Source organism: Maridesulfovibrio sp. (genome assembly GCF_965230075.1).
In the GTDB taxonomy this organism is placed as follows: domain Bacteria; phylum Desulfobacterota; class Desulfovibrionia; order Desulfovibrionales; family Desulfovibrionaceae; genus Maridesulfovibrio.
In genome coordinates this window covers 2,340,658-2,363,042 of sequence record NZ_OZ245945.1, presented here as the reverse complement: position 1 = coordinate 2,363,042, position 22,385 = coordinate 2,340,658, and the positions used below count along the sequence as shown (strand labels likewise).

19 protein-coding genes, 1 other RNA gene and 1 riboswitch are annotated in these 22,385 nt (G+C 47.8%); of the genes, 11 read left to right on the top strand and 9 right to left on the bottom strand.

Going from position 1 to position 22,385, the window contains the following annotated elements; all coding sequences use genetic code 11:
• Window positions 1-136: 136 nt before the first annotated feature.
• Entirely contained in the window at window positions 137-1,546 is a 1,410-nt protein-coding gene (locus tag ACO05Z_RS10630; protein WP_421902162.1) for a hypothetical protein, read from the top strand.
• Between the two features lie 70 nt (window positions 1,547-1,616).
• Here the strand turns inward: ACO05Z_RS10630 and ACO05Z_RS10625 are convergent, their stop codons facing one another.
• Complete coding sequence (locus ACO05Z_RS10625) at window positions 1,617-1,790, bottom strand: hypothetical protein (protein WP_421902161.1); 174 nt, start codon at window positions 1,788-1,790, stop codon at window positions 1,617-1,619.
• Between the two features lie 539 nt (window positions 1,791-2,329).
• On the opposite strand from ACO05Z_RS10625, the gene ACO05Z_RS10620 reads away from it, so the two are divergent.
• The gene (locus tag ACO05Z_RS10620; protein ID WP_421902160.1) at window positions 2,330-2,881 is read left to right on the top strand and encodes a hypothetical protein; all 552 of its coding nucleotides are present in this window, start codon (window positions 2,330-2,332) and stop codon (window positions 2,879-2,881) included.
• A 61-nt stretch (window positions 2,882-2,942) separates the two neighbouring features.
• Here the strand turns inward: ACO05Z_RS10620 and ACO05Z_RS10615 are convergent, their stop codons facing one another.
• Window positions 2,943-4,928, bottom strand: coding sequence for a methyl-accepting chemotaxis protein (locus tag ACO05Z_RS10615; protein ID WP_421902159.1), 1,986 nt, complete (start codon window positions 4,926-4,928; stop codon window positions 2,943-2,945).
• Between the two features lie 177 nt (window positions 4,929-5,105).
• Window positions 5,106-5,260: riboswitch (FMN riboswitch) on the top strand.
• Between the two features lie 105 nt (window positions 5,261-5,365).
• Here ACO05Z_RS10615 and ribB point away from each other — a divergent pair.
• Window positions 5,366-6,019 carry a 3,4-dihydroxy-2-butanone-4-phosphate synthase gene (gene ribB / locus ACO05Z_RS10610; RefSeq protein ID WP_421902158.1) on the top strand — a complete coding sequence of 218 codons (654 nt, stop codon included), beginning with the start codon at window positions 5,366-5,368 and terminating at the stop codon, window positions 6,017-6,019.
• Between the two features lie 161 nt (window positions 6,020-6,180).
• Here ribB and ACO05Z_RS10605 read toward each other — a convergent pair whose 3' ends face one another.
• Window positions 6,181-6,582 (bottom strand): cupin domain-containing protein, encoded by a 402-nt coding sequence (locus ACO05Z_RS10605; protein WP_421902157.1) that lies wholly within the window; start codon window positions 6,580-6,582, stop codon window positions 6,181-6,183.
• A gap of 231 nt (window positions 6,583-6,813) precedes the next feature.
• On the opposite strand from ACO05Z_RS10605, the gene ffs reads away from it, so the two are divergent.
• From ffs to ACO05Z_RS10590, 3 genes are all read left to right on the top strand, one after another.
• An RNA gene (gene ffs / locus ACO05Z_RS10600) (signal recognition particle sRNA small type) lies at window positions 6,814-6,909 on the top strand.
• Between the two features lie 146 nt (window positions 6,910-7,055).
• Complete coding sequence (locus ACO05Z_RS10595; RefSeq protein WP_421902156.1) at window positions 7,056-7,526, top strand: rhodanese-like domain-containing protein; 471 nt, start codon at window positions 7,056-7,058, stop codon at window positions 7,524-7,526.
• The gene (locus ACO05Z_RS10590) at window positions 7,526-7,939 is read left to right on the top strand and encodes a MauE/DoxX family redox-associated membrane protein (RefSeq protein ID WP_421902155.1); all 414 of its coding nucleotides are present in this window, start codon (window positions 7,526-7,528) and stop codon (window positions 7,937-7,939) included. Before ACO05Z_RS10595 ends, ACO05Z_RS10590 begins: the two co-directional genes overlap by 1 nt.
• 140 nt (window positions 7,940-8,079) lie before the next feature.
• On the opposite strand, the gene ACO05Z_RS10585 is transcribed toward ACO05Z_RS10590, so the two are convergent.
• The 4 genes from ACO05Z_RS10585 to ACO05Z_RS10570 all read right to left on the bottom strand — a co-directional run bounded on the left by ACO05Z_RS10585 (window position 8,080) and on the right by ACO05Z_RS10570 (window position 13,455).
• The gene (locus ACO05Z_RS10585) at window positions 8,080-9,240 is read right to left on the bottom strand and encodes a hypothetical protein (RefSeq protein ID WP_421902154.1); all 1,161 of its coding nucleotides are present in this window, start codon (window positions 9,238-9,240) and stop codon (window positions 8,080-8,082) included.
• A gap of 201 nt (window positions 9,241-9,441) precedes the next feature.
• A complete protein-coding gene (locus ACO05Z_RS10580; RefSeq protein ID WP_421902153.1) occupies window positions 9,442-10,404 on the bottom strand; it encodes a glycyl-radical enzyme activating protein in 963 nt (320 codons plus the stop codon).
• A 234-nt stretch (window positions 10,405-10,638) separates the two neighbouring features.
• Window positions 10,639-13,029 carry a glycyl radical protein gene (locus ACO05Z_RS10575; RefSeq protein WP_421902152.1) on the bottom strand — a complete coding sequence of 797 codons (2,391 nt, stop codon included), beginning with the start codon at window positions 13,027-13,029 and terminating at the stop codon, window positions 10,639-10,641.
• 27 nt (window positions 13,030-13,056) lie between these two features.
• Window positions 13,057-13,455: a GlcG/HbpS family heme-binding protein gene (locus ACO05Z_RS10570; protein WP_421902151.1), complete on the bottom strand. Its 399-nt coding sequence runs from the start codon at window positions 13,453-13,455 to the stop codon at window positions 13,057-13,059.
• Between the two features lie 329 nt (window positions 13,456-13,784).
• On the opposite strand from ACO05Z_RS10570, the gene ACO05Z_RS10565 reads away from it, so the two are divergent.
• Both ACO05Z_RS10565 and ACO05Z_RS10560 read left to right on the top strand, forming a co-directional pair.
• Window positions 13,785-15,749: a PocR ligand-binding domain-containing protein gene (locus ACO05Z_RS10565; protein ID WP_421902150.1), complete on the top strand. Its 1,965-nt coding sequence runs from the start codon at window positions 13,785-13,787 to the stop codon at window positions 15,747-15,749.
• On the top strand, window positions 15,742-17,157 hold the full coding sequence (locus ACO05Z_RS10560; RefSeq protein ID WP_421902149.1) for a sigma-54-dependent transcriptional regulator: 1,416 nt from the start codon (window positions 15,742-15,744) through the stop codon (window positions 17,155-17,157). Before ACO05Z_RS10565 ends, ACO05Z_RS10560 begins: the two co-directional genes overlap by 8 nt.
• A gap of 84 nt (window positions 17,158-17,241) precedes the next feature.
• On the opposite strand, the gene ACO05Z_RS10555 is transcribed toward ACO05Z_RS10560, so the two are convergent.
• Both ACO05Z_RS10555 and ACO05Z_RS10550 read right to left on the bottom strand, forming a co-directional pair.
• Entirely contained in the window at window positions 17,242-18,090 is an 849-nt protein-coding gene (locus tag ACO05Z_RS10555) for a class I SAM-dependent methyltransferase (RefSeq protein WP_421902148.1), read from the bottom strand.
• 17 nt (window positions 18,091-18,107) lie between these two features.
• Window positions 18,108-18,920 carry a class I SAM-dependent methyltransferase gene (locus tag ACO05Z_RS10550; protein WP_421902147.1) on the bottom strand — a complete coding sequence of 271 codons (813 nt, stop codon included), beginning with the start codon at window positions 18,918-18,920 and terminating at the stop codon, window positions 18,108-18,110.
• 126 nt (window positions 18,921-19,046) lie between these two features.
• Here ACO05Z_RS10550 and ACO05Z_RS10545 point away from each other — a divergent pair, with 126 nt between their 5' ends.
• Genes ACO05Z_RS10545 through ACO05Z_RS10535 form a run of 3 tightly spaced genes read left to right on the top strand, consistent with a single transcriptional unit; the run spans window position 19,047 to window position 22,385 of the window.
• Complete coding sequence (locus ACO05Z_RS10545; protein ID WP_421902146.1) at window positions 19,047-20,597, top strand: ABC transporter substrate-binding protein; 1,551 nt, start codon at window positions 19,047-19,049, stop codon at window positions 20,595-20,597.
• 8 nt (window positions 20,598-20,605) lie between these two features.
• On the top strand, window positions 20,606-21,550 hold the full coding sequence (locus ACO05Z_RS10540) for an ABC transporter permease (RefSeq protein WP_421902145.1): 945 nt from the start codon (window positions 20,606-20,608) through the stop codon (window positions 21,548-21,550).
• On the top strand, window positions 21,540-22,385 hold the full coding sequence (locus ACO05Z_RS10535; protein ID WP_421902144.1) for an ABC transporter permease: 846 nt from the start codon (window positions 21,540-21,542) through the stop codon (window positions 22,383-22,385). The genes ACO05Z_RS10540 and ACO05Z_RS10535 overlap by 11 nt, the downstream gene beginning before the upstream one ends.

Below are 22,385 nucleotides of genomic sequence, written 5' to 3'. Positions count from 1 at the left end.
TTTATATTGTTTGGTTGCCTGTTCAGTTGTAGGGGGAATCAAATTCTATCATCTTGGAATGAAATAAAAAAATGGTTCAAAGGTTGAAAAAATATTTATTCAGGAATAGTCTTGGTATTAAGCCTCTGGAGGATAATTGCGATACCTTGCCGCTTTGCTTTCCATTTTGATGCACTTTTTAATTGTGTTTTTTGTACTGGATTTTGTGGACTTGGCTCACGATCAGGTTCGCGATGGGCTTGGCATTGAGCTTGTTTCACTTGCTGAGAAGGATGCGGTTGCAGTGAAGCAGCAGGCGCAGAAGATAATGCCTGTGCCTAAGGAAAAGGTTCTGGCTAAGCCAAAGCAGTTCAAGGAGGGCGTTCTCTCCCGTGCTTCGCATAAGCGTGTTTCAGAAATAAAGGTCATGCAGTCAGAGCGCAAAGCAGCTCCTGCTGATAAGCAACCCGCATTAAAAGCAGATGCAGAGCCGAAGCCCGTTCGCAAAATTCATAAATCATATCCGCATATTGAAACCGGTTCATCCGATAACCCTAATGCTGTGGTCCTGCGGCAGGGCAAGGGCATTACTGTGGGTAACTCAACTATGGTTCTTAAGCGCGGTTCGGAGGCCCGCTCACTTTCCGCTTTGGCTGGCTATTCATTTAATGAAGACGACTTTCGTGGACATTACGAGACTTCAACTGGGCGACAGGTCGTCATCATTGATGCGCGCGCAGAGCATGGGCGGTTGATTTTGCATGATCGCAAGAGCGGCTTAATTCGTAAGCTTAAAAAATATGAGCATGGTGACTTCATATACACTTACGGCCCGTCATTTAATGAAGATGAGCCTGTTAAAGGATCGGTGGTATTTCTGCCCGGGGATGAACATTGGATTCACCGTTTTATGTGGATGCCCGAGGGGGAAACTGCTGAATATCCGGTAAAAGGGCGTGTGGATGCTTTTTCAGTTGAGGACGAAGTTGACGAGTTTGATTTGTTTGTTCCTGCGGCCAAAGGGCTTTTCCCTGCTGTGGTGCTAGGTGGATTTGGGGTCGATATCCCATATGGGCAGTTTAATGAAGTTGCCCGTCATCTCTGCGGACGTGACGTAGTTGTTATGCGCGTAGATAGTCTTAATGATGCGATTTTGCAGAAGGCTTGTGCGCAATTGCGGAGGCTTCCAAAAGTTGACGCAGCTCGCATAGGCGTCTGGGCCAGAGGGTACGGGGCAAAAAAAATGCCCCGCATGGACTTGCCTGCGGGGCTTTTTAAATTTGTTATTCTGACCATAGATCATCCTGACGAATGTCTATACCCAGAAAGACTCGCGTCTGTTCTTGCTGACGGTTTGCCGACTTTTATCGGCTTCCGGGGTGTCAGCGGAGACTGGAAGAGGGTGGTGCCGGTTATGTTGACCGGATTCCAGTCTGCCCCCCATCAAATCGTCATGATTGATGATACCCCTTCCGGCACGGAAAGGATGGGGACAGACCAAGAGTGGATCGATTGCTTATCCGGCGATTTTGTCAACAGCATTTCCGCCTGGCTTGATTCAAACTAGTCAGACGCGTTAGTGATTTGCGGATTTGTTGACAACTTGTGAGATAGAGTCAGAGATTGAGGTGCAGGACTTAGTCCTGATCGTCTTCCGCTTTTGAATCGGAAGAGCTACTTTTTTCCTGTTCATCCAGAGACTTGACCATGGCTGCAATATGCTTGCTTACAGAACGATACTTTTGAGGGTTGTTCTTTTCCAATTTTTTCAAAGCTTCTGGAGTCTCTTCTATAGTGCTGTGTTTGTTCATAAAAACCTCCTATACGGTTTGGCCGTAGCTACTTTCGTCTTGAGATTTTCCAGCCCGAATCAACAAAGACATAATACACTATTTTTGCTCTTTGTCCAGACCGCATTGCTGAGAAAAAAAATCACGTCATAGCGTCTATGTGGTGCCTGACAGGTTTGTCCTGTTTTTGTAGATGTATAATCGTCTGTCTTGAGTGTGTGATTTTTGTAACAAGGTTGTCTTTTGTGTTTATACATTAAGATTTAATGCATTTACTTCATTACATAATGGAAAAAGGCTGAATTATATTGTTTGAACATAACTTCGAAGGAAATATATTTCTCTACACCTTTTTTTAGAATAATTATTGCTTTTGGGGGAAGGTTAGAATTTCTTAATCCGTGAAAATCATTGTTTTATGTAGATAAGTTCTAAATTTTATCGTATGCAACAAGTCAGGTGCAAATTGTAGTTCAACCGAAAATCCTGATTGTGGACTTGAACATTTTTATGTATCAGTCGTTTTCACGAATCTAGACAAGCCAACACTGGAGGAAGAAATGAGTAATCCTAAAGAGTTCATTTTATATAGTGGCGGTGCTTCCGGCACAGAAAGCGAGTTCGGAGTGAATGCTGAAAAGTACGGCCTGCAGGAAGTTAACTACAGTTTTGAAGGTCACCAGAACGCCCGTCAGCGCGGCCTGCGTGTACTCACTGAAAAAGAACTGGAAAGCAAGGATGTCAGCCTGACTTATGTTTCCAAGCTGATGAACCGCAGCTTTACCCGCGCTCCTATTTTTCGCAAAGTCCTGCAGTCCATCTGCTGGCAGGTAAATAGCGGCCACGAGATTTTTATCATTGGTAATATCCTCGAAGACGGTACCGTAAAAGGTGGAACCGGCTGGGGCGCTGAGTTCGCAAAGATCTGCAACAAGCCCCTGTTTGTATTTTCTCAGGACAAAAATCAGTGGTTCTGCTGGGAAAAAGAGAAATGGGTTGAGTGTTCCGATCCTAAAATCACTCATCGTCATTTCACTGCTACCGGAACCCGCTTTCTTGAGGATAACGGTAGAAAGGCTATTGAAAAGCTTTTTGAAGACAGCTTTAAATAGAATAGTCTTCGGATATAGAAAATTTAAAACCCCGTTCCAGATGGAACGGGGTTTTTGTTTTTTAATCCAGCTTGAAGAAAAGTATGGCTGAATGAAGATGTTCCGCCTGTGCCGAGAGCTCTTCCGAGGTAGCCGCCACTTGCTCTGAGGATGAAGCATTTTGTTGAATCACCATCTCCAGTTGATTGGCTGATTGCTGTACACTTTTTATCTCACTATCCTGTCTGTCGCAGGATTCGGTTATTCCCCTGATGAGCTTAGTCGTTTCTTCAATTTCAGGCATAAGCTCTTTTAGGTTGTGTTCAGTCTCTTTTGCAATACTAAGGCTGTTTGATGAAAGATCGCTGATTTCCGTGGCCGCAATTCTGCTTCTTTCAGCTAGCTTACGAACTTCTGCTGCAACAACTGCGAATCCCTTGCCGTGCTCTCCGGCCCTTGCTGCTTCGATGGCTGCGTTGAGAGCTAGCAGGTTGGTTTGTCTTGCGATTTCTTCGACAATGCTGATCTTATCGGCAATCTCAGTCATCGCTATCAGGTTCTTCTGAACAGCCTGACTGCCATTATGGGTGGTCTTGGCGGCAATGGTGGTAATCTTTTCGGTCTTACGCGCATTCTCAGCTGTTTCGCGAATGCTGCCGCTCATATGGGTGATGGCGGAGGTTAGGTCCTCAACCGCCTTGGACTGTTCGTTGGCTCCTTGGGACAGGGCTTGTGCTGAGGCTGAAAGCTGTTCGCTGCCGGCCGATACATTTTCAGTGGATCGCTGGACATCGTTAACAACTTTTTTAATGCCGAAAATCATGTTTACGATAGACCTGAAGGCGCCTCGGGCATTGTCTGCATTCAGCCCGAGGTTCAGGTTGCCTTGTGACATCTGTTCTGCAATATCGGAAAGCTCAGCCGGTTCCGCACCTATCAAGGCGGTTATCCTGTTGGCAAATGCTGTCGCTGCTGCGGTTAACAACAACCCAATAATGACTGCTGCTATGAAAACCATGAAGATCATGGAGCGTATGGTCTGGCGTAATTCCTCTTTTTTGAGCGCCAGGGCCTGGTCAATGTCATCAGTATATACGCCCATGCCGATGATCCAGCCCCAAGGCTCGAAAAGTTTTACAAAGGAAAGCTTGGGGTATACTCCGGTTTTGCCCGGTTTTCCCCACCAGTAATCCACAGTACCTTCGCCTTTGCTTTTGGCTACTTCGACCATTTCCCTGAAAAGGTTTTTTCCTTTTTTGTCCTTGAATCCGGATAGGTCCTTCCCGTTGAGAGCAGGTTTTATCGGGTGCATGACCATCTTGGCATCCAAATCATTAACCCAGAAGTAGTTGCCGTCCTGCATGCGCATTTCTGACAGCTGGGTGAGGGCGTTTCTTTGCATTTCGGAGGTGATGTCATCAACCCATGCCCCTGTGCCTATGACCCAGCCCAACTCCGGGATGAGCTTTACATATGATACTTTCTGAGTGTCTTTTTGAGTGTCTGGTTTCTTCCACCAATAGTCGACCATGCCTTCTCCATCTTTACGGCAGATATTGACCATTTCCCTGAATAGGTATTTGCCCTTGCTATCCTGCATGTTGGATAAATTTTTACCGTCGAGATGTGTTGATACGGGGTGCATCACTATTGCAGCATCCATATCGTTGATCCATATATAGTTACTGCCGTCGTAGCGGATAGATTTTACAAGTCTTTTGAGTTCTTCGGCAAGTTCAGTCTTGGCAAGTTTTTGTGAGTGGGTTTCATTGTAGGCTTTCAATTGGCTTGCAACAGAATCGATGATTTTTTTTAGAGAGTCTGCTTTTTCTTTTTTTAGTAGTTCAATGTTCTTTGACTTATTGAAATATGCAGTAACAGTCTTGTCCGCCATATTAACCAGTTCCGTGAGTTCTCCCAGTTTCTGGGAGAAGATTTTATCTCGGTATGCCTTCATTTCACGGTCAGAATACTTGTTTAGTTGATAAATGAAGATGAAACAGAGTGACGCAATAGAGATAATCATTGTTGCTATTTGGAAAATAGTGAGCTTGCTCTTAAGTTTCATAATTGTCCCCTTCAGATGCTGTATGAATGACCCTGAAAAATGCGTTTCAATAGCAATAATATATTAAAAAAAAAATTGTGTACATGGTTAGTAGGATATTCTTCAGAACTTATGCTCGGATAAATTATTGTCATAACTCCTTGACTAAGGGGTGGGTTTCTAAGTAGAAAAAGTCATCTTAATTCTCAGGGCGGGGTGAAATTCCCCACCGGCGGTGATTCTTTAAAGATTTAAAGACAGCCCGCGAGCGCCTTTTCAATCGGTGAAAAGGGTCAGCAGATCCGGTGAGACTCCGGAGCCGACGGTTAAAGTCCGGATGAAAGAGAATGAGACAGTCTTACCGCACGTGGTCTTCCCTACACTTGCGCGCTGTTCCCTAGTGAGCAGCTGTCTATTCTATCGCCCTGATTCTGGTAACTGAAATATGGAGATTTACCATGAATCAGAATCTGTTATCCCAGTATGGTACCCCTGTTGAGAGGGTAGAAAAAGGTCTTCAGGCTTTGCGTGAAGGTCGTGGAATTCTTGTCACTGATAATGAGAGTCGCGAGAATGAAGGCGACCTTATCTTTTCTGCGGAAAAGTTGAGTGACGAGCAGATGGCTATGATGATCCGCGAATGCAGCGGTATTGTCTGCCTGTGCCTGACCGAGGAAAAGACCCAGCAGCTTGGTTTGCCCATGATGGTCGAGTCTAACTCCAGTCGCTATCAGACTGGATTTACCGTCACTATCGAAGCTGCCGAGGGTGTGACCACCGGTGTTTCCGCAGCTGACCGTGTAACTACCGTAAAAGCCGCTATTGCCGATGGTGCTCAGGCTGATGACCTGCACAGGCCCGGACATGTGTTCCCCTTGCGTGCACGTGCTGGCGGTGTTCTGGAACGAGAAGGGCACACAGAAGCTACTGTTGATATGATGACTCTCGCTGGTCTCAATCCTTGTGGTGTTCTCTGTGAGTTGACCAACCCTGACGGAACCATGGCAAGGCTGCCGGAGATTGTTGAATTCGGCCAGAAGCACGATATGCCCGTGCTGACCGTAGACGACATAATTAATTATAGAATTCAGCTTGCTAAAAAAGCATCATAATGTATTATTAAGGTAAGCAGTTTTCCAGAATTGACACTCTAACTCCTGATTCAAACCGGCAATTTGGATCAACACCGACATTTAAAAAGAAAGGCCCGTCATGATACTGAGCGGGCCTTTTCTTGTGCCTTGCATCTGGCACTTTCTTATCAGTTTATATATTACTTCTCATAAACACAGCCGATGCAGCAGAGGAAGGTTGCTTCTTCGGTGTCGCTGATGTTGCGCATGCCGTGCGGCTCCATGCATTCGGAAAATACGAAGTCTCCGGGGCCGCAGATTTTGCTCTCGACTACTTCATCGGTTTCCGGGTCGTAAGCAAAACATTCGAACTGTCCTTTCTCAACATAGACAGTCTGGAGATAGAAGTGATTATGGGCCGGGATTTCTCCGCCCGGTTCAACGGTAAAGTGACGCAGGCCGTATTCAGGCTGGCCGTTTTCGTCCTGACCGGATTTGGAGAGCCAGCGGATGGTTACTCCTTTCACTTCGTGGTTTTCACCTTTGTAGCCGATCTGCTGAACTTTGATGCCTTCAACATCTTTAACGTTTTTCGCGTCCATATTAATTCTCCGGGATTAGGATTTGTTTTTTGCGGTTGAGTCGGTATAGTTAAGCAGAAACAAGGGCTGAGATAAAGAGTTGTCGTTCAGTTTTCGAATTTTGCAGAATCTGTAACAATCCATTTTTAAAGTAATTTTAAAAATAAGTTAGAATTTTCAGTAATAAGGCTTGACAGTTTCAGCCGGAATCAATAGGTATTTCATCTCGTCGCAACGACGAAAAGTTTTTTGACAGAGAGGCCGGATGGCGGGTGCGCTGTGAACCCCGTCAGGTCCGAAAGGAAGCAGCGGTAACGGTTTATCCCGGGTGTCCGGTCTCGCTGAAAGAAGGGTGTGTTCTTCATGAACACACCCTTTTTTATTGCCCTATTCTTGCGCTGCGCTTGCATTCCTGCATGAATCGGTGCAATCTTTTCAAATTGTTATTAAGAAATCCTGCGGGATAATTATTAATTCGAACTCAGGCGAATCTAATGAAGTTTGGTAAAGTAACCGGGTTTCTGGTCAAAGTAGTATTAATCTGTGTCATCTCCGGCGGATTGGCTGTAGCGTTTAATACGGCCCGTTCCAAATCGTATACACTTGCGGAGCTTAGTCATCCGCAGCCTCCAGAAATAGGGGAAGCCAGCTCTACTGACTTGTTGCAGGACTATGTGCCCGGGAAATATTATTTCGTGGATGCCCGTAGCGATATGGAATTTGCCATGGGGCATATCCCCGGTGCATTAAATATCCCTGTCGATCTGGAAGGGGATGCATTCGCGGCTCAGGTAGCCCGGATCGATCGTGCCCTTCCGGTGATTGTTTATTGTGATGGTCTTTCCTGTGGTAAGAGTCTTATTGTAGCCAAGAAGTTGGTGGAGCAGGGCTTCAGGGACGTGACCGTATACACTGAAGGCATAGACGGCTGGATCGGAGCCGGAATGGATTTGGAGGCAAACTAATGGAGTTCAGATCATTACCCCGCATCATTCTCGGGATTGTATTTATTGTCGCCAGTCTGGATAAGATTGTTGATCCATTGGCTTTCGCTGAGATCATTAAGAATTATCAGATTCTGCCTGAAATAATGATCGGCCCGGTGGCATTCTTCCTGCCGTGGCTGGAATTTGTTTGCGGAGCTATGCTGGTTTGCGGTTTGTTTGTAGATGCAGCCGTAGCGATTCTGGTAGCCATGCTGCTCGTCTTCATCGCAGCTCTTTCAGCCAACCTCTACCGGGGCATAGACGTGGCTTGTGGTTGTTTCTCTACCGACGCCTCTAGTGCCTCTGACATGCAGATGACTATCATCCGGGATGTGGTCCTGTTGGTGATTGCTGGCTTGGCTTTGAAGTTCAGGAAGTCTGAGCTGGTTTAGCCGTCGCCGGGACGGTGTCCCGTTGTTTTGGAATGATTAAAAAACCCGGTCTTTTGGCAGGGGCACTTAAGTCAAAGTTAAAAAGCTCCGGTTCATATTGAATCGGAGCTTTTTTATTGTTTCGTGTGTTTGTTGCTTCTTTACTTAAATAATGTATTAAAACCGGTTTTCCATACGAATTCACTGTTGATAACTGCTTTCAGCGAGTTGATATCTTCAGGGGGAGAAGACTTGCCGTTGTTGGCAGAACGGATAAGTGTAAGTATCATAATTGGATCAACTTTACACTGCTGTATTAGTTTCTTAGCAGTGGCTGCATCTATGTATTTAGTGTGATGAATGAGAGAATGTGCATTTTTATTGCATATCCTTGGGTGCTTAACAAAAAGATTAATTAACTCTGAAGGGCTCAGGGTCAGGTAGTTCTTGCTTATAAACAAAGGTATAAGAGAGTCCTCCCCGAACATTTTGGAGAAATATATCCCTTCCTGCACTGTTGTAATTTTTGTTTGAGCAAGGATGCTGCTTAAAACAGATTTACGAATCTCAACAGGAATGTAGGGCATATATTTTTTTAGCTCTGTACTGCTGAATTTTTTCCCTACTTTGGGTTGCATTAATGTTGCCCAGTGTGAGGCAGGTTTGCTTAGCTTAAAACCGGTGAAAAATTGTTCTGCAGTTAAATTGGGCTCAATGTTTGCGTAAAGAAAGCTTGCTAATTGTTTTCTATAATTAACGGGGTATAAAGAATAAATTTTCATAAAGTCGTTTGAGCTTATCTCTCCCGTCACTCTGTATCTTTTCATTTCACCTAATAAATCTATCCGCCCGGCTTTATCTCTTTTCTTAACCAGTGTTAACAGCTCATTTCCGCGAAATGATTTTGTTACTTCAGTTTTTATGTCTGAAACATCTTCTTTTATAATTTTTACATCAGCTGAAATGTTGTCGAGTTTTTTGCTTATGCCGAGTTCATCTTGAAGAGTATGCACTTTAGGGAAGATGTAGGCGAAGATTCCGTAGTCTGAATATCCTGATATCTGGACAGAATAGAGTGGACCACAAATTAAACACATGAGCAGTGCATAAACATAAACACTGATTGCGCGTTTACGGTGCTTACTGAATGCCAAAAAAGGTGCACATAAAGCACAAATTACTACGCAGATGATTAATATCCATTTTGAAAAAGATGCCAGCGGCTGTAAAAAATCACTGATAAAACCAAGTCCTGTAGCTGAGGCAACGATGTTTTTTTTGTATCCCTTCAGGTGTCTGGTGCAGTTCATTAATTCATTCATATCTATCGCTAAATCCTTTTGGTCTGTTTTGTTTTAAGCGGTGAATAAATTTTTTTTGTGAATTGGTAAACAAACTCAGAAAGGCCCTGTCTTTCGACAGGACCTTTCTCACTTTTTAAAGATACCTGAATTCATTTTGTTTTAGATATACCATCTTAATGCAAATTAACCTCACAGTGTGTAAGCAGTGAGGCTTTTCGCCTAACCTCCCACTGAAACATTAGGACAGTGCGGCAGAACGATTGCTTTCAAATTTAAGACATGCTCCCGTTCCGGGGGCTTAACTCCGCTGAGAGCGTATTCACGGTTAAGCTGTTCCCATTTGGGTTCGCCAAGACGATGGTAGGGCAGGATGTCCAGCCCTTCGACACTTTCGCCGAGCGACTCCACAAACTTAGCAGTTGCTTCGATGTTTTCTTCCGAATCATTACAGCCAGGAATGAGCGGGATGCGGATGCGCAGTTTCTTACCCATCTTTGCAGCCATGCGGATGTTTTCCAGAATCTGCTCGTTGGGCATTCCGGTTAGTTCCTTATGGCGGTTTGAATCCATATGCTTGATGTCGGTGAGCACTAGGTCTGTGTATTCCAAAACTTTGGTAAAGGTTTTAGGGGAGCACAAACAGCAGGATTCAATTGCGGTATGTAATCCCCGCTCTTTTGCATCTTTCAGTGCTGCAATTAAAAATGCGGGTTGCATGGTCGGTTCGCCGCCGGAAAAAGTGACTCCACCTTCTGAAGTATTGTAAAACGGGCGGTCCCGTTCCACTTCTTCCATGACCTCATCCACAGTCAGATAGCGCCCGACAATGGTCATGGATCCAGCGTAGCATTTTTCAACACATTCACCGCAATAGGTACATTTGTCGCGGTCAATGAATACTCCGTCTTCTCGGTATTCAATGGCCTGTTCCGGGCAGAGGGTAGCGCACTTCACACAGCTGATACAGTGGTGCGGGATGCGCATAATTTCAGGTTTACTGCTCATGGATTCCGGGTTCTGGCACCATTTACAGCGCAACGGGCAGCCCTTCAAAAAGACCAGTGTGCGAATACCGTTACCGTCATGCACAGCAAAACGCTGAATATCAAAGACCAGTCCCGTAAGATTAGCCTTGTCCTTGTCGTCTAAACTGAATTTATGCTGCCGTTCTTTCCATCTCATAAAATTTGCCTTCGGCGACCTCGCGGGGCGCCCTGCCGGGGGCCTTAAACCCTTTTCCAAAAGGGTTTAAGAATCCCAAAACGTTTTAATAGGGAATATTCGTTCTTAATTTCTACGCAGAAAATGCCATCCCCATCGGCGAAGCCTAATAAAAGGTTCTGAAGGGGATAGGGTCTGGGGAAGGGGAAACTCTTGCAAGAGTTTCCCCTTCCCCAGCCGCCGGAGGCATCTTCTTTAGAAGTTCTGTTCAGTACGTGCGAGAATGTCGTCCTGCAGGGATTTATCGAGCGCGGTGAAGAATGCGCTGTATCCAGCTACGCGGACAACGAGTCCTTTGTGTTTTTCAGGGTTGGCCTGAGCATCGAGTAAGGTGTCTCGGCTGATGACGTTGTACTGCACGTGGAACCCGCCGTTCTGGAAGTATGCTTCGGTAACGGCCTTGAGGTTTTCCAGACCCTTTTCGCCTTCGATGGCGGAGGGGTGGAACTTCTGGTTCAGCAGGGTTCCGTTGGAAGCGATTTCGTGGTCCAGCTTGGCAACCGAAAGTACGGATGCAGTGGGACCGCAGGAATCGTAACCGGAGATGGGCGATACGCCGTCTGCCAGCGGTGACCATGCTTTACGTCCGTCAGGGGTTGCCATAACCACGGAACCGAGGGGCACGTTTGCGGAAGCGGGGTACAGACCGGGCTGGAATTTACCGCCACGGGGGTTGGTGTACTTGTTAACTTCCTCGCAGTAGATCAGCGCGGCTTCCTTGGCGATTTCATCAGCGTAATCGTCATCGTTGCCGTATTTGGGTGCACGGTTGATCAGCATCATGCGCAGGTCTTCCTGACCTTCGAAGTCGTTGGCCAGTGCTGCATGCAGGTCTTTGAGAGTGATGGCTTCTTCATCGAAAACCATTTTCTTGATAGCGGTCAGGGAGTCACCTGCGTTGGCAACACCTACGCCCTGAGGTCCGGTGAAGTTGTAGTGCGCTCCGCCTTCCTGCAAGGATTTGGCTTCGGCAATGCAATCATCAACGAGTGAAGAAAGGAAGGGCAGCGGGCAATGCTTGCCGTGAGTCATGTCTACTGCGTTGTCAGCGGCAGCCATGAGCTTGACGAAGTAGGAAGTCTGCTGGGTGTATGCTTCCATGACGTCTTCAAAGGATTTGAACTCTTCCATCTTGCCGGATTTGGGTCCGATCTGCTTTCCGGTACGCTGGTCAACACCATCATTGAGGGCCAGCTCGATGATTTTGGACATGTTGTAGAAAGCTGCATCATGCCAGCCTTCGGTCTTGCCGCCCACCTGAGGCTCAACACAACCGATGATACCGTAATCCCGGGCATCTTCACGCTCAAGACCACGGGCCAGCAGTGCGGGTACGATAACTCTATCGTTGTAGTATGCGGGGTACCCCATACCCATGCGGCTTAGTTCTGCTGCCTTTTTGTAAAGCGGATCGGGGGTGCCTTCATGGATGCGGATGGACAGGGAAGGAGCGTACAGTTTGGTGTTAGCTCCGGCCTGCAGAACGAGGTAGGACATGGCGTTGGTTGCATCGGAACCGTCGCGCTTCTGTCCACCTACGATCAGGTTCATGAACATGGGGTATCCAGCGAAGGCCATGGTGGAGTTTTCATCGCGGACCTTGTTCAGTTCAGCAAATTTGATCCAGAGCATGTCCAGCATTTCCTGAGCCTGTTCGATGGAGATATCGTCTTTCTGCAGGAAGGGATTCATGTACTGGTCAAAACGCATGGGAGAAATGGAATGGCCGTTGGATTCGATCTGGATGACCAGATGTACGAACCAGAAGGCCTGCAATGCTTCCTGGAAGTTCTCTGCGGGCTGGGCCGGAACTTTGCGGCAGATGCGGGCGATTTCATTGAGTTCGATTTTGCGGGTCGGCTCTTCACAGGCGGAAGCCATTTTTTCAGCCAGATCGGCAAAGCGTTCGGCAAAAGCGACAACTGCTTTATTAGCAGTGATGACTGAATTGAGGAAATGCATCTGGTTGAGCTGTTCACCGTCTGCGAAATCAAGGGTAGCCAGTTTGTCTTCAGCCTGCTTGATGATGGCGTTGATACCGACGTTGAGCACTTTCTCGTAGTTGGCGGAGATGTGTCCTACGCCGTTATAGAAGTAGTTACCAACGGTGTAGACAACATCGTTGTGCGCTTCGAGGGATTCGGCAGGCATAAGCTGGGATGCGATTTCGTTAACAGTCTTGCCGTCCCAGTAGGTGAAAGCTTCGCGCAGTTTGGCTTTTACGTCTTCGGAAATGAGGAATACGTCAGCGGTTCTTTTTTCAAGGCGGTCCAGTTCTTCTTCAACCCATTTGCAGGAAAATTCAGGAAAGATGGGCGCGGAGCGGGGCATGGAGCACTGGTTACCGACGATGAGCTCATCGTCCTGAATGAAGATTGACATGCCGGAAAGAATTTTTTCCAGAGCCTTGGCGCGGCGGATGGCCATGGGCTGGCCTTCGGTTTCCTTGTAGGATTCAGTGATCAGCACCGCACGTTCGGCGCAGACTGCCGGGGCGGTATTCAGGAAACGGTCAAGGGTTTTGGTTACTCTGCCGGATGCGCCGACGGTTTTGGGGATTTCAACGCTGGGTTTGTTCTTGGTCATGATTCTATTCCTTAAATTTAAAATTTATTAATAAGCTGCGAGACCTGCTTCCGCACAAGCTGTGTCTTGAGCCACACTTCCGCCGCTGACACCTATTCCACCGATTACTTTTCCGTTTTCTTCAATGGGCAGTCCCCCGCCGAAAATGACAATGCGTCCATTGTCTGCGTTGTGGATGCCGTAGAGTTCTCCGCCGGGTTGACTTACCGAGCATAGGGTTTCGGTACTCATTTTTGCGGCTACGGCGGTGTAGGCCTTGTTCAGGGATAGGTCGATACTCACTAGAAGGGCATCATCCATGCGGACCTGAGCAAGAAGATTACCACCCTGATCAACCACGGCGATGACCATGGGGACACCGATTTCATCCGCTTTTTTTTGTGCGGCAGCGACCATGCGCAGCGCAATTTCTGTTGTTACCGGCATCGGTTTTCCTTTAGTTAAAATTTGAAAATTCTATTCACCTTCCATCGCGTTACGGACTTCCTTAAAGAGAAAAACGTGCCATGAGTGGTTCTATTTTGAATTGCAGTAGGTTAGCTCTCTTTGGTGACTTTTTGGGCATAATTGAGCTGAAAATGGGATGTCAGCGCAGGTTGACACGGGTATGGTCGTAAATAGATTTTGTGTCAGAATAGTTAAATATTTATAGTTGGTTATGTTGTTAATGTTCGTTTGGTTGACATTTGGTTGACCAAGGTTGTCATTTAAGGCTGTTTTGAGAGCAGAAGGGATGATTTGCGCAGAAGAGAGGGATGTGTTTACCTTGTTTGCAGGCGATTTCATGGCTGGCATTGAAAATGCTGTGGGATGTAGAAGAAGGTTTAGTCGAAATGGAATTAGATAAAGATAAAAAGACCGATGTTCATGAGGACTTCATTGAAGAGCTGAACACCTTGCGTGGCAGGGTGGCTGAGCTTGAGGCAACCCGTACCCTTTGCGGTGATTTCGGGAAGGATTGTAATCTTAATTCCCGTTTTACTGATCTTGAAAAGAACGGCAGGGAGTACAGGTTCGAGGATTATTTTGATGTTGAAGCCATTCAGCGTATTCAGGATGCCTTTTCTGAAGCCACCAACGTAGCTTCAATTATTACTGACCTTGATGGTAGACCTATTACCCGCCCCAGCCGTTTCTGCCGCCTTTGCAATGATGTTATCCGCAAGACTGAAAAGGGTTTAAAGAACTGCATGCGTTCCGATGCCTCTTTTGGGACCAAAAGCCCGCTGGAACCGATCATGCGTCCATGTTTGAGTGGTGGGCTCTGGGACGGTGGAACCAGTTTCTATGTCGGTGACCGCCATATTGCCAACTGGATCATCGGGCAGGTTCGTTGTCCGCCGATCAACGACGACAGAATTAAAAAGTATGCTCATGAAATAGGTGCAGATGAAGATGAATTCATGGAGGCACTGGAAGAAGTCCCCGTTATGTCCCGGGAACAGTTCTTGAGTGTCTGCAATGCTCTTTGCCTTATTGCCAACCAGATTTCCATTCTGGCCCGAAAGAACTTTTTACAGGCCCAAGCCATTGCGCGCCGTCGGGTGGCTGAGGCGGCTCTGCGCGAAAGTGAAGAGCGTTTCCGCCAGCTTGCCCAGTCAACTTTTGAGGCTATTTTTATCCATCATGAAGGTGAAATCCTGACCACCAACCGGGCCGGGCAGCGACTGTTCGGTTACTCTCAGGAGGAATTTGCCGGACTGAATATTGATGATCTTGCTGATCCTGACAGCCGCGATACAGTCCGTTTTCATACGGCGAAGAACCGTAAATCCCGTTTTGAGGCCAGTTTTCGCAGCCGCGACGGGCGCATGCTTATTTGTGAAATTCAGCAGCGGGAGATTATTTTTCAGGGCGAGAGAGTCGGGGTCTGCGCGATACGCGACATTACCGAACGGGTGGAGTCGGAGCGGCAGGCCAAGGAAAAAGAGCAGCAGCTAATCCAAGCCGACAAAATGGTTTCACTGGGAGTCTTGGTTTCCGGCATGGCTCATGAAATCAATAATCCGAACAGCTTCATGACCTTGAACTTGCCTCTGCTGGATGAAATCTGGCGTGATATCACCCCTGTTCTTGAAGATTATTACCATGAGAATGGAGATTTCCTTGCTGGCGGGCTGGAATATAACGAGTTGCGCAGCTTCATGCCTGATTTGCTGGCCCGTATGCAGGAAGGTGCCAGCCGTATCAGCGGGATAGTGAACAGCCTGAAGGATTACTCGCGGTTGGAACCCGGTGAGCTGATGTGGGAAGTTGATCTTGTGGATGTTATCAATAATTCCTTGCGCCTATTGGAAAATCTGATCAGCCATAAAACTGTTCGTTTTGAGCTGGATCTTGTGGATGATTTGCCGCAGGTTCGTGGTAATTCACAGCGTCTTTCGCAGGTGTTGATCAACTTGCTGGTCAATTCCTGCGAAGCCCTCACTGACCGCAATCAGGGGATTTTTCTTTCTTCCAAGTATGTTGAACGTGAAAAGCTTGTTGAGATTGTAGTTTGTGACGAAGGGGTCGGCATTGCTGAAGAGCATTTGAAGAAGATCACCGACCCGTTTTTTACCACCAAGCGGACCAGCGGGGGTACCGGGCTGGGGTTGTCCGTATCTTCGACCATTGTGCAGGAACATGGCGGCAGCTTGGAATTCTTCGCTAATCCAGACGGCGGGACCATTGCCAAATTTTCAATTCCGGTAATCACTGACGGGGAAAATGATGAATAAAAGTACAGGACTGACACCCAGATACCCACTATTACTGATTGATGATGAAGATTCGTGGCTGCAAAGTTTTCGGGCCACCCTGCGTTCTCAGGGAATTGATAATGTCGTTTTGCTTAATGACGGCACCAAGACCATGGAAACGCTTGCCCAGCGTCAGTTCTGCGCCGTGGCGGTGGACCTGATGATGCCCGGAGTTTCCGGAGAAGAACTTATCCCGCAGATTGTTGAGGAGCATCCAGAACTTCCGGTGCTGGTTATTTCCGGGCTGAACGAGATCAAAGCCGTGGTCAATTGTATCCGCAAGGGTGCTTTCGACTTTATCGTCAAGACCGAGGACCGTAATACGCTTATCGCCGGAATCCGCCACGCCATTGAGATTTTCGAGCTACGACAGGAGAACAATTCCCTGCAACAGCGTTTTTTCAAGGATTTACCGGATCGTCCGGAAGTCTTCTCTGAGATTGTCACTGCGCATAAGGATATGATCTCCATCTTCAAATATATTGAAGCAATTGCTGAGACCTCCCGTCCGGTATTGGTTACCGGGGAGTCCGGGGTTGGAAAGGAACTTATTGCGAGAGCGGTGCATAATGCCAGCGGACGCAAGGGCGATTTCGTAGCGGTTAATGTTGCCGGGCTGGATGACAATGTTTTTTCGGATACCCTCTTCGGGCACAAGAAAGGAGCATTTACCGGAGCTACTGAAGCACGTATCGGTTTGGTGGAAAAAGCCAAGAATGGCACTCTGTTCCTTGATGAAATCGGGGACCTCAGTCCGGCTTCCCAGACCAAGCTGTTGCGTTTGTTGCAGGAACACGAGTTTATGCCGCTGGGGTCGGATATGGCTAAGCGTTCCAGCGCCCGGATCATTACCGCCACCCACCAGTCGGTTATCGCTATGCAGGAGCAGGGCAAATTTCGTAAGGATTTGTTCTTCCGGTTGCGCGGGCACATGTTGAATATCCCGCCGCTAAGGGAACGCAGAGGAGATCTGCCGTTGCTAATTTCCCATTTTCTTAATGACGTTCAAGCTGAAACATCCAGCGAAGTTGAAGCGGATGTTCATGAGCTTTCTGCTTTTCTGGATAACTATCCTTTTCCGGGAAATGTGCGCGAATTACAGCATCTGGTTCATGATGCCGCAAGCATCTGCGGTTACAAAGAAGTTAAGCCTGAGCACTTCAAAAAACTGCTGGTAGTGCCGGGAGAATCCTTTGAAACAGTTGCTCCGGTTTCTGATTCTGAAGAAAGCGTTACTTTCGGTATCCGCCTACCTACTTTGCAAGAAGTCCGAGCCAGACTTATTGATGAAGCCCTGCGCCGCACTAAGGGCAATCAGTCCTCAGCAGCCCAGCTTATCGGGGTTACCCGGCAGGCGGTGAGCAAATATTTGAAGAAGAATGGGTAATTGCTCTGCACGCAAATTGTCCACAAATAAGTGTACAAAACGCTGTGTTTTTGAGGGTGTTTTGGCAACTACCAAGTCTAACCTTTATCTGCTTTTCCAGAAAATCACGGATGCTTTGCAGTTTTCATGGACAATACCGTCCTGTGCGGAGGACATAACGTTCTGCTCAATCAGTTCTTTCGTTTGCGGGGTAATTTTTGTGTATTTTGCATAGAAGAGTTTCTGTTGATGTATTTTGCTTTCAGCAGATCTTTGGGTGGAGTAGTTCACAATACGGACTTCCGGTTGTCGGCCCATGGCGTAGAGAAGGTTGTAGGCCAGGGGGAACTCGGAATATCCGGGCTGCGGAACATCACCCATGATGGAATTCCACATGCCGTCGCTGTGTCCGCTTGTTTCCCCTCCGGCACCGCCCACAACACAGCAGAGGTTGCGTGATACCGATTCCAGACGTTCCAGCTGCACCCGCAAATCGCGGAACATCCACATGGTGATGGCGGAAAGAGCGAGGTCAAAACAATCTTTAAGGCCGTTGGTGTTTACGTCCTGCCAGATTTTGGGGATTACTTCATATTGATCTACTCCGGCAGAGTCCGCGTTGGCCCGCAGTTGCCCGATCATTTTTTCAGCGGGTTCTACTGCTGTTACCCGGTGTCCGGCTTGTCCCATGGGCACTAGTATGCTGCCCGGGCCGCAGCCGACATCCAGCACTTCGGCCTGCTCCGGCAGTCTTGAGCCGAGGGCGGAAAGGATACTGCGTCCGAAGTCATAGTCGCAGGCTTTGCGTCCTACAGAGAAATCTTCAGCTCTGGCCTGCCAGTAGTTTAGATGGGCATTGCCCACATACATTGTTTCGCGGGTATCCCAGCGTTCGGCCCAAAGGGTATCCCAATACTTTACACTTTGCTTCTCATCCATTGTTTTCTCTGTCATGCTTACCTCCTTATTCACTATGCCCTCCACCACATCAACGACATGACTGCCGGGACTTCGTAAAATCCGGAATTGCTTTGGGTGTTCACGTGCTGTTCAATGAGTTCGCTGTCTTCGGCTGAAACCGTACGATACTTAGAAACGAGATTTGTCCACATGGATCTTGCTGAATCCGTGGAGCGGCGCATGATGTAACTGACGTTGGACAGGTCTGCAGGTCTGCCCAGTTCATTCAATATATTGTAAAGATACAGGGATCGGTCCAGTTCCGGTGCATTGATCCCCAGTTTGCGTTGCATCTGATGATTCTCGGCATCCCCCATTCCCATAGTGTCCGCCAGACAGCAGAAGCCGCGCGAAATTCTGCTCATTTCATTGATCAGCTCCTCAATGTCAGGGAATTGCCATGCTGCATGGCAGAGAAAGACTAGGTCGTAGCTGTTGTCCTGAGCTTGAGCGGCAAATGAAGCAAAATCCGTAACTTCAATTCTTATATTTTTGACCCCGGCGGAGTCGGAATTGGCTTCTAGTAGGTCCGCCATGGACTGGGCCGGTTCTACTGCAATCACTTCTTTTGAGTGGCGGGCAAGGGGGAGTGTTACTGCTCCCACTCCTGATGCGATTTCAAGAACTGATGAATTTGTATCTATAACACCCTCTTCAGTTAGGGTTTCGCACATCTTCTTGCCATATCCGAATCTGCTTGATGTGATAAAATCATTGTAATCTTCGGCTCTTCGGTTCCAATAGCCCGTGTCACTCCGGGCAGCCATGTCCTCCATCTGGTCACTCCAGATTTCTTTCCATGATGTAGTTTTTTGCAGATTCATCATCAGCTCCTGTTATTGATTGTGGTTATCTATGATGTCTTTATTGATGTTGATATGATTTTTAATGCTTGATTCATGTCACTTTTTTTATTAGCGTGTCAACAAATTAATCAAGATGGAGGATTCATGTTACTGAGCTGTCGCCTGTCCCTTAAAATATTTATGCTGAGCCTGTGTATGGTTGTTGTGCTGGGTTCGGCTGTGTTTGCCGCTGAAAATGTTTTGAATGTTGCTGGTCCATGGGGACCCAAAACCTTGGACATTCAAAAAGCCGGGTATGTGTTTAAGCGTCTGGGAGTTACTGAAAATTTAATCGAAGTGGGTCAAGATCTGGAGCTGAAGCCTGGACTGGCAGAGTCATGGGTAGTTTCTCCGGACAAGACCACCTGGACTTTCAAACTTCGTGAGGGAATCGCTTTTCACGATGGAACACCTCTCAGTGCCGGAGTTGTTAAATTCTGTCTGGAGCGTTTGCAGAAAAAAGGTTCCCTGCTCAAAGCCGTACCTCTCGAAAACATTGAAGCACCCGATGATCACACTCTCGTGCTGAAGACCTCCGAGCCTTTCGCTCCGCTGGGAGCATATCTGTCCATGGGGGAAACTTCTCCTCTGGCAATGTCTTCTTTTGATTCTGCCGGTGAAATTGTTAATCCTGTGGGAACCGGCCCCTTTATCTTTGAAAGCTGGAAAGTGAAGGATCACGTTATCACCAAGCGCAACCCCGATTACTGGGGGGAAAAGGCAAAGATCGCCAAGGTGGTTTATCGAGGCGTTCCCAATGCCATTACCCGGATGGGCATGCTCCGCGCCGGAGATCTGGATATCGCTATGATCCTGCCTCCTGACTCTGTCGCATCAATGGAGAAGTCTGATAAATTTGAAGTTTTCAGAACAGCAGTCGGTCGTTGCCGTATTGTGGCATTGAATATGGCTGAAGGGCCTTTTACTGATGTCCTCGTGCGCAAGGCAGCCAGTATGGCCGTAAACCGTGATGACCTTGTTAAGTATGTACTTGAGGGAATGGGGGAATCCGCAACTACTTTATATCCTCCCATGGTTTATTGGGCGAATGATAAGTTGAAAGGTTTTTCTTTTGATCAGGCAGGAGCAAAGAAGCTTCTCGATCAGGCCGGATGGAAGGATGCTGACGGCGATGGCGTAAGAGAGAAAGACGGTAAGAAGCTTAAGGTCAAGCTGGTTACTTATCCTGAGCGTGCAGCACTGCCGCCCACAGCTGAAGTTATGCAGGCTCAGTTGAATGATGTCGGTTTTGATGTCGAACTGGTTGTGACTCAGGTTGACGCAGCACAGTCAATTCGCAACAGAGGCGATTTCGATATGTTCCTCGTCGGACGTGGGCTGCTGTTTGTTCCTGACCCGGATTACAATCTTATGAAGGACTACTATTCTGCCAACACTGTTAAAAAGGGCTGGGGTGCTTACCATTTCAGTAACCCCAAAGTTGATGAACTGCTGCTGGAAGGCAGAAAAGTTTTCAAACAGGCTGAACGCAAGTCCATTTATGATCAGGTTCAGGCAATACTCATGGAGGAAGTTCCCATGATATTCCTCAACTACTATGTGAATGTGGATGCTGTGGCCAAAGGTGTTGAAGGGTACACAATGCATCCTACTGAAAGCAGCTATCATCTGGAAACCGTTATCCTGAAAAAGTAACAGTGTTTTTGTTTATAATAAAAAGAATCGCATCGCTGGCTCCGGTTATGTTCGGGGTCAGCGTTGCGGCTTTTCTGTCATTGGTACTCAGTCCGGGGAATCCGGCTGAAATAGCTCTGCGTTCATTAACCGAATCGGAAACACCTCCGAAGGCTGCTGTGCTGGAGCTTGAGAAGGAAATGGGGCTGGATCGGCCTATACATGTCCAGTACTGGCGTTGGCTCAAGAGAACTGTTGGAGGGGATCTTGGCCGCTCCTACCAAACCGGACAGACCGTGGTTTCCGAGATAAAGCAGGCTTTGGGGCCATCCGCGCTGCTGGCGGGAACAGCAATTCTGCTGGCCTTGTTTATCGTTCTTCCTCTCGGTTCCCTTTCCGCCTCTATGTCCGGAACGTGGGTGGATAAAGCCACAATGGCCGGGTCGCTGGCGGTCGTTTCTATTCCGGATTTTTGCATTGCAATCATACTTTTCCTGATCTTTTCCGTGCAAATGGATTTGCTGCCTGTTGCTGGATACGGATCAATAGCAAACCTGATTCTTCCGGCACTGACTCTGGCTATTTCCAGTTCCGGGATAACCACGCGGTTGATGCGTACATGTATGGTTCAGGCTCTTGAGGAAAAGTATGTAATCACCGCACGCTCAAAGGGCATGGGGGAGTGCCGTGTAACCGGACGCCACGCTATGAAGAATGCGCTTCCTCCGGTACTGACCTATCTGGGAGCGCAGATGGGGTATCTGTTCGGCGGAGCTGTGGTTGTTGAATCAATTTTTCTCTGGCCCGGTCTGGGCAGTCTGTTGGTTGAGGCGGTCAAGGCCCGCGATATTTATGTTGTTCAGGGATGTGTGTTGGTCATTGCCTGCATCTATGTCCTAATCAATCTTGCCGTGGATATAATTCAGGCAGGGCTTGATTCGAGAATCCGGGAGGGGCTTAGTCATGCAGGATAGCCGATTCACCCCCGGTATGCTGATCGGGCTGGTTCTATGTCTTGGCCTTATGTTTTGCGCGATCTTTGCTTCTGAAATAGCTCCGCATGATCCGGATCGGCAGCATCTCGCCCATAGGCTGGAGGGACCGAGTGAGGAGTTTCCTCTTGGGGCGGACAAGCTGGGGCGTTGTGTTGCCAGCCGCATTATTCACGGATTGCGCCCGTCGCTTGGTCTGGCTGTTTCCATCACAGCCATGGCTGCTTTGGTGGGAACTCTCTTTGGTGTGTGCGCCGCTTATTTCCGCCCCCTCGATGCTTTGCTTATGCGGATCACCGATTGTTTCTTTGCTTTTCCGGGTTTTGTCATGGCCCTTATTACCATCAGTATCATGGGGCCGAGCACGACCAGTCTGGTTATAGCTTTAGGACTGCCGGGATGGCCCAAATATGCCAGAGTTGTCCGATCTAAAGCTTTAGCCCTGCGTGAATGCGGATATGTTGAAGCCAGTCGGGCTATCGGGGCGGGGCCTCTTTACATTCTTCGATATTGCATCCTGCCCGGAGTTTTGCCCTCTGTGGTAACTATTTCCACACTGGGTATAGGCAGCAAGGTCATTCACATCGCCGGACTGGGTTTTCTGGGGTTGGGGGTGCAGCCACCGACTCCGGAGTGGGGAACTATGCTCATTAAAGGAATACCAGTGCTTGAAGCTGCCCCTCACATTTCCCTTTCAGCAATGGCGGCGATTTCAGTCAGTGTTCTTGGTTTTACCCTGCTGGGGGAAGGATTGCGGAACATGCTTGATCCGCGCAGCAACCTTTCAGACTGGCGCAAAATGCAAACTGTGTCCTGA

Excerpts from the sequence above, each read along its gene's own strand:
- ACO05Z_RS10625 (WP_421902161.1), bottom strand. The coding sequence starts at position 1,790 with ATGAACAAACACAGCACTATAGAAGAGACTCCAGAAGCTTTGAAAAAA.
- ACO05Z_RS10620 (WP_421902160.1), top strand. The coding sequence starts at position 2,330 with ATGAGTAATCCTAAAGAGTTCATTTTATATAGTGGCGGTGCTTCCGGC.
- ACO05Z_RS10615 (WP_421902159.1), bottom strand. The coding sequence starts at position 4,928 with ATGAAACTTAAGAGCAAGCTCACTATTTTCCAAATAGCAACAATGATT.
- ribB (WP_421902158.1), top strand. The coding sequence starts at position 5,366 with ATGAATCAGAATCTGTTATCCCAGTATGGTACCCCTGTTGAGAGGGTA.
- ACO05Z_RS10605 (WP_421902157.1), bottom strand. The coding sequence starts at position 6,582 with ATGGACGCGAAAAACGTTAAAGATGTTGAAGGCATCAAAGTTCAGCAG.
- ACO05Z_RS10595 (WP_421902156.1), top strand. The coding sequence starts at position 7,056 with ATGAAGTTTGGTAAAGTAACCGGGTTTCTGGTCAAAGTAGTATTAATC.
- ACO05Z_RS10590 (WP_421902155.1), top strand. The coding sequence starts at position 7,526 with ATGGAGTTCAGATCATTACCCCGCATCATTCTCGGGATTGTATTTATT.
- ACO05Z_RS10585 (WP_421902154.1), bottom strand. The coding sequence starts at position 9,240 with ATGAATGAATTAATGAACTGCACCAGACACCTGAAGGGATACAAAAAA.
- ACO05Z_RS10580 (WP_421902153.1), bottom strand. The coding sequence starts at position 10,404 with ATGAGATGGAAAGAACGGCAGCATAAATTCAGTTTAGACGACAAGGAC.
- ACO05Z_RS10575 (WP_421902152.1), bottom strand. The coding sequence starts at position 13,029 with ATGACCAAGAACAAACCCAGCGTTGAAATCCCCAAAACCGTCGGCGCA.
- ACO05Z_RS10570 (WP_421902151.1), bottom strand. The coding sequence starts at position 13,455 with ATGCCGGTAACAACAGAAATTGCGCTGCGCATGGTCGCTGCCGCACAA.
- ACO05Z_RS10565 (WP_421902150.1), top strand. The coding sequence starts at position 13,785 with ATGTGTTTACCTTGTTTGCAGGCGATTTCATGGCTGGCATTGAAAATG.
- ACO05Z_RS10560 (WP_421902149.1), top strand. The coding sequence starts at position 15,742 with ATGAATAAAAGTACAGGACTGACACCCAGATACCCACTATTACTGATT.
- ACO05Z_RS10555 (WP_421902148.1), bottom strand. The coding sequence starts at position 18,090 with ATGACAGAGAAAACAATGGATGAGAAGCAAAGTGTAAAGTATTGGGAT.
- ACO05Z_RS10550 (WP_421902147.1), bottom strand. The coding sequence starts at position 18,920 with ATGAATCTGCAAAAAACTACATCATGGAAAGAAATCTGGAGTGACCAG.
- ACO05Z_RS10545 (WP_421902146.1), top strand. The coding sequence starts at position 19,047 with ATGTTACTGAGCTGTCGCCTGTCCCTTAAAATATTTATGCTGAGCCTG.
- ACO05Z_RS10535 (WP_421902144.1), top strand. The coding sequence starts at position 21,540 with ATGCAGGATAGCCGATTCACCCCCGGTATGCTGATCGGGCTGGTTCTA.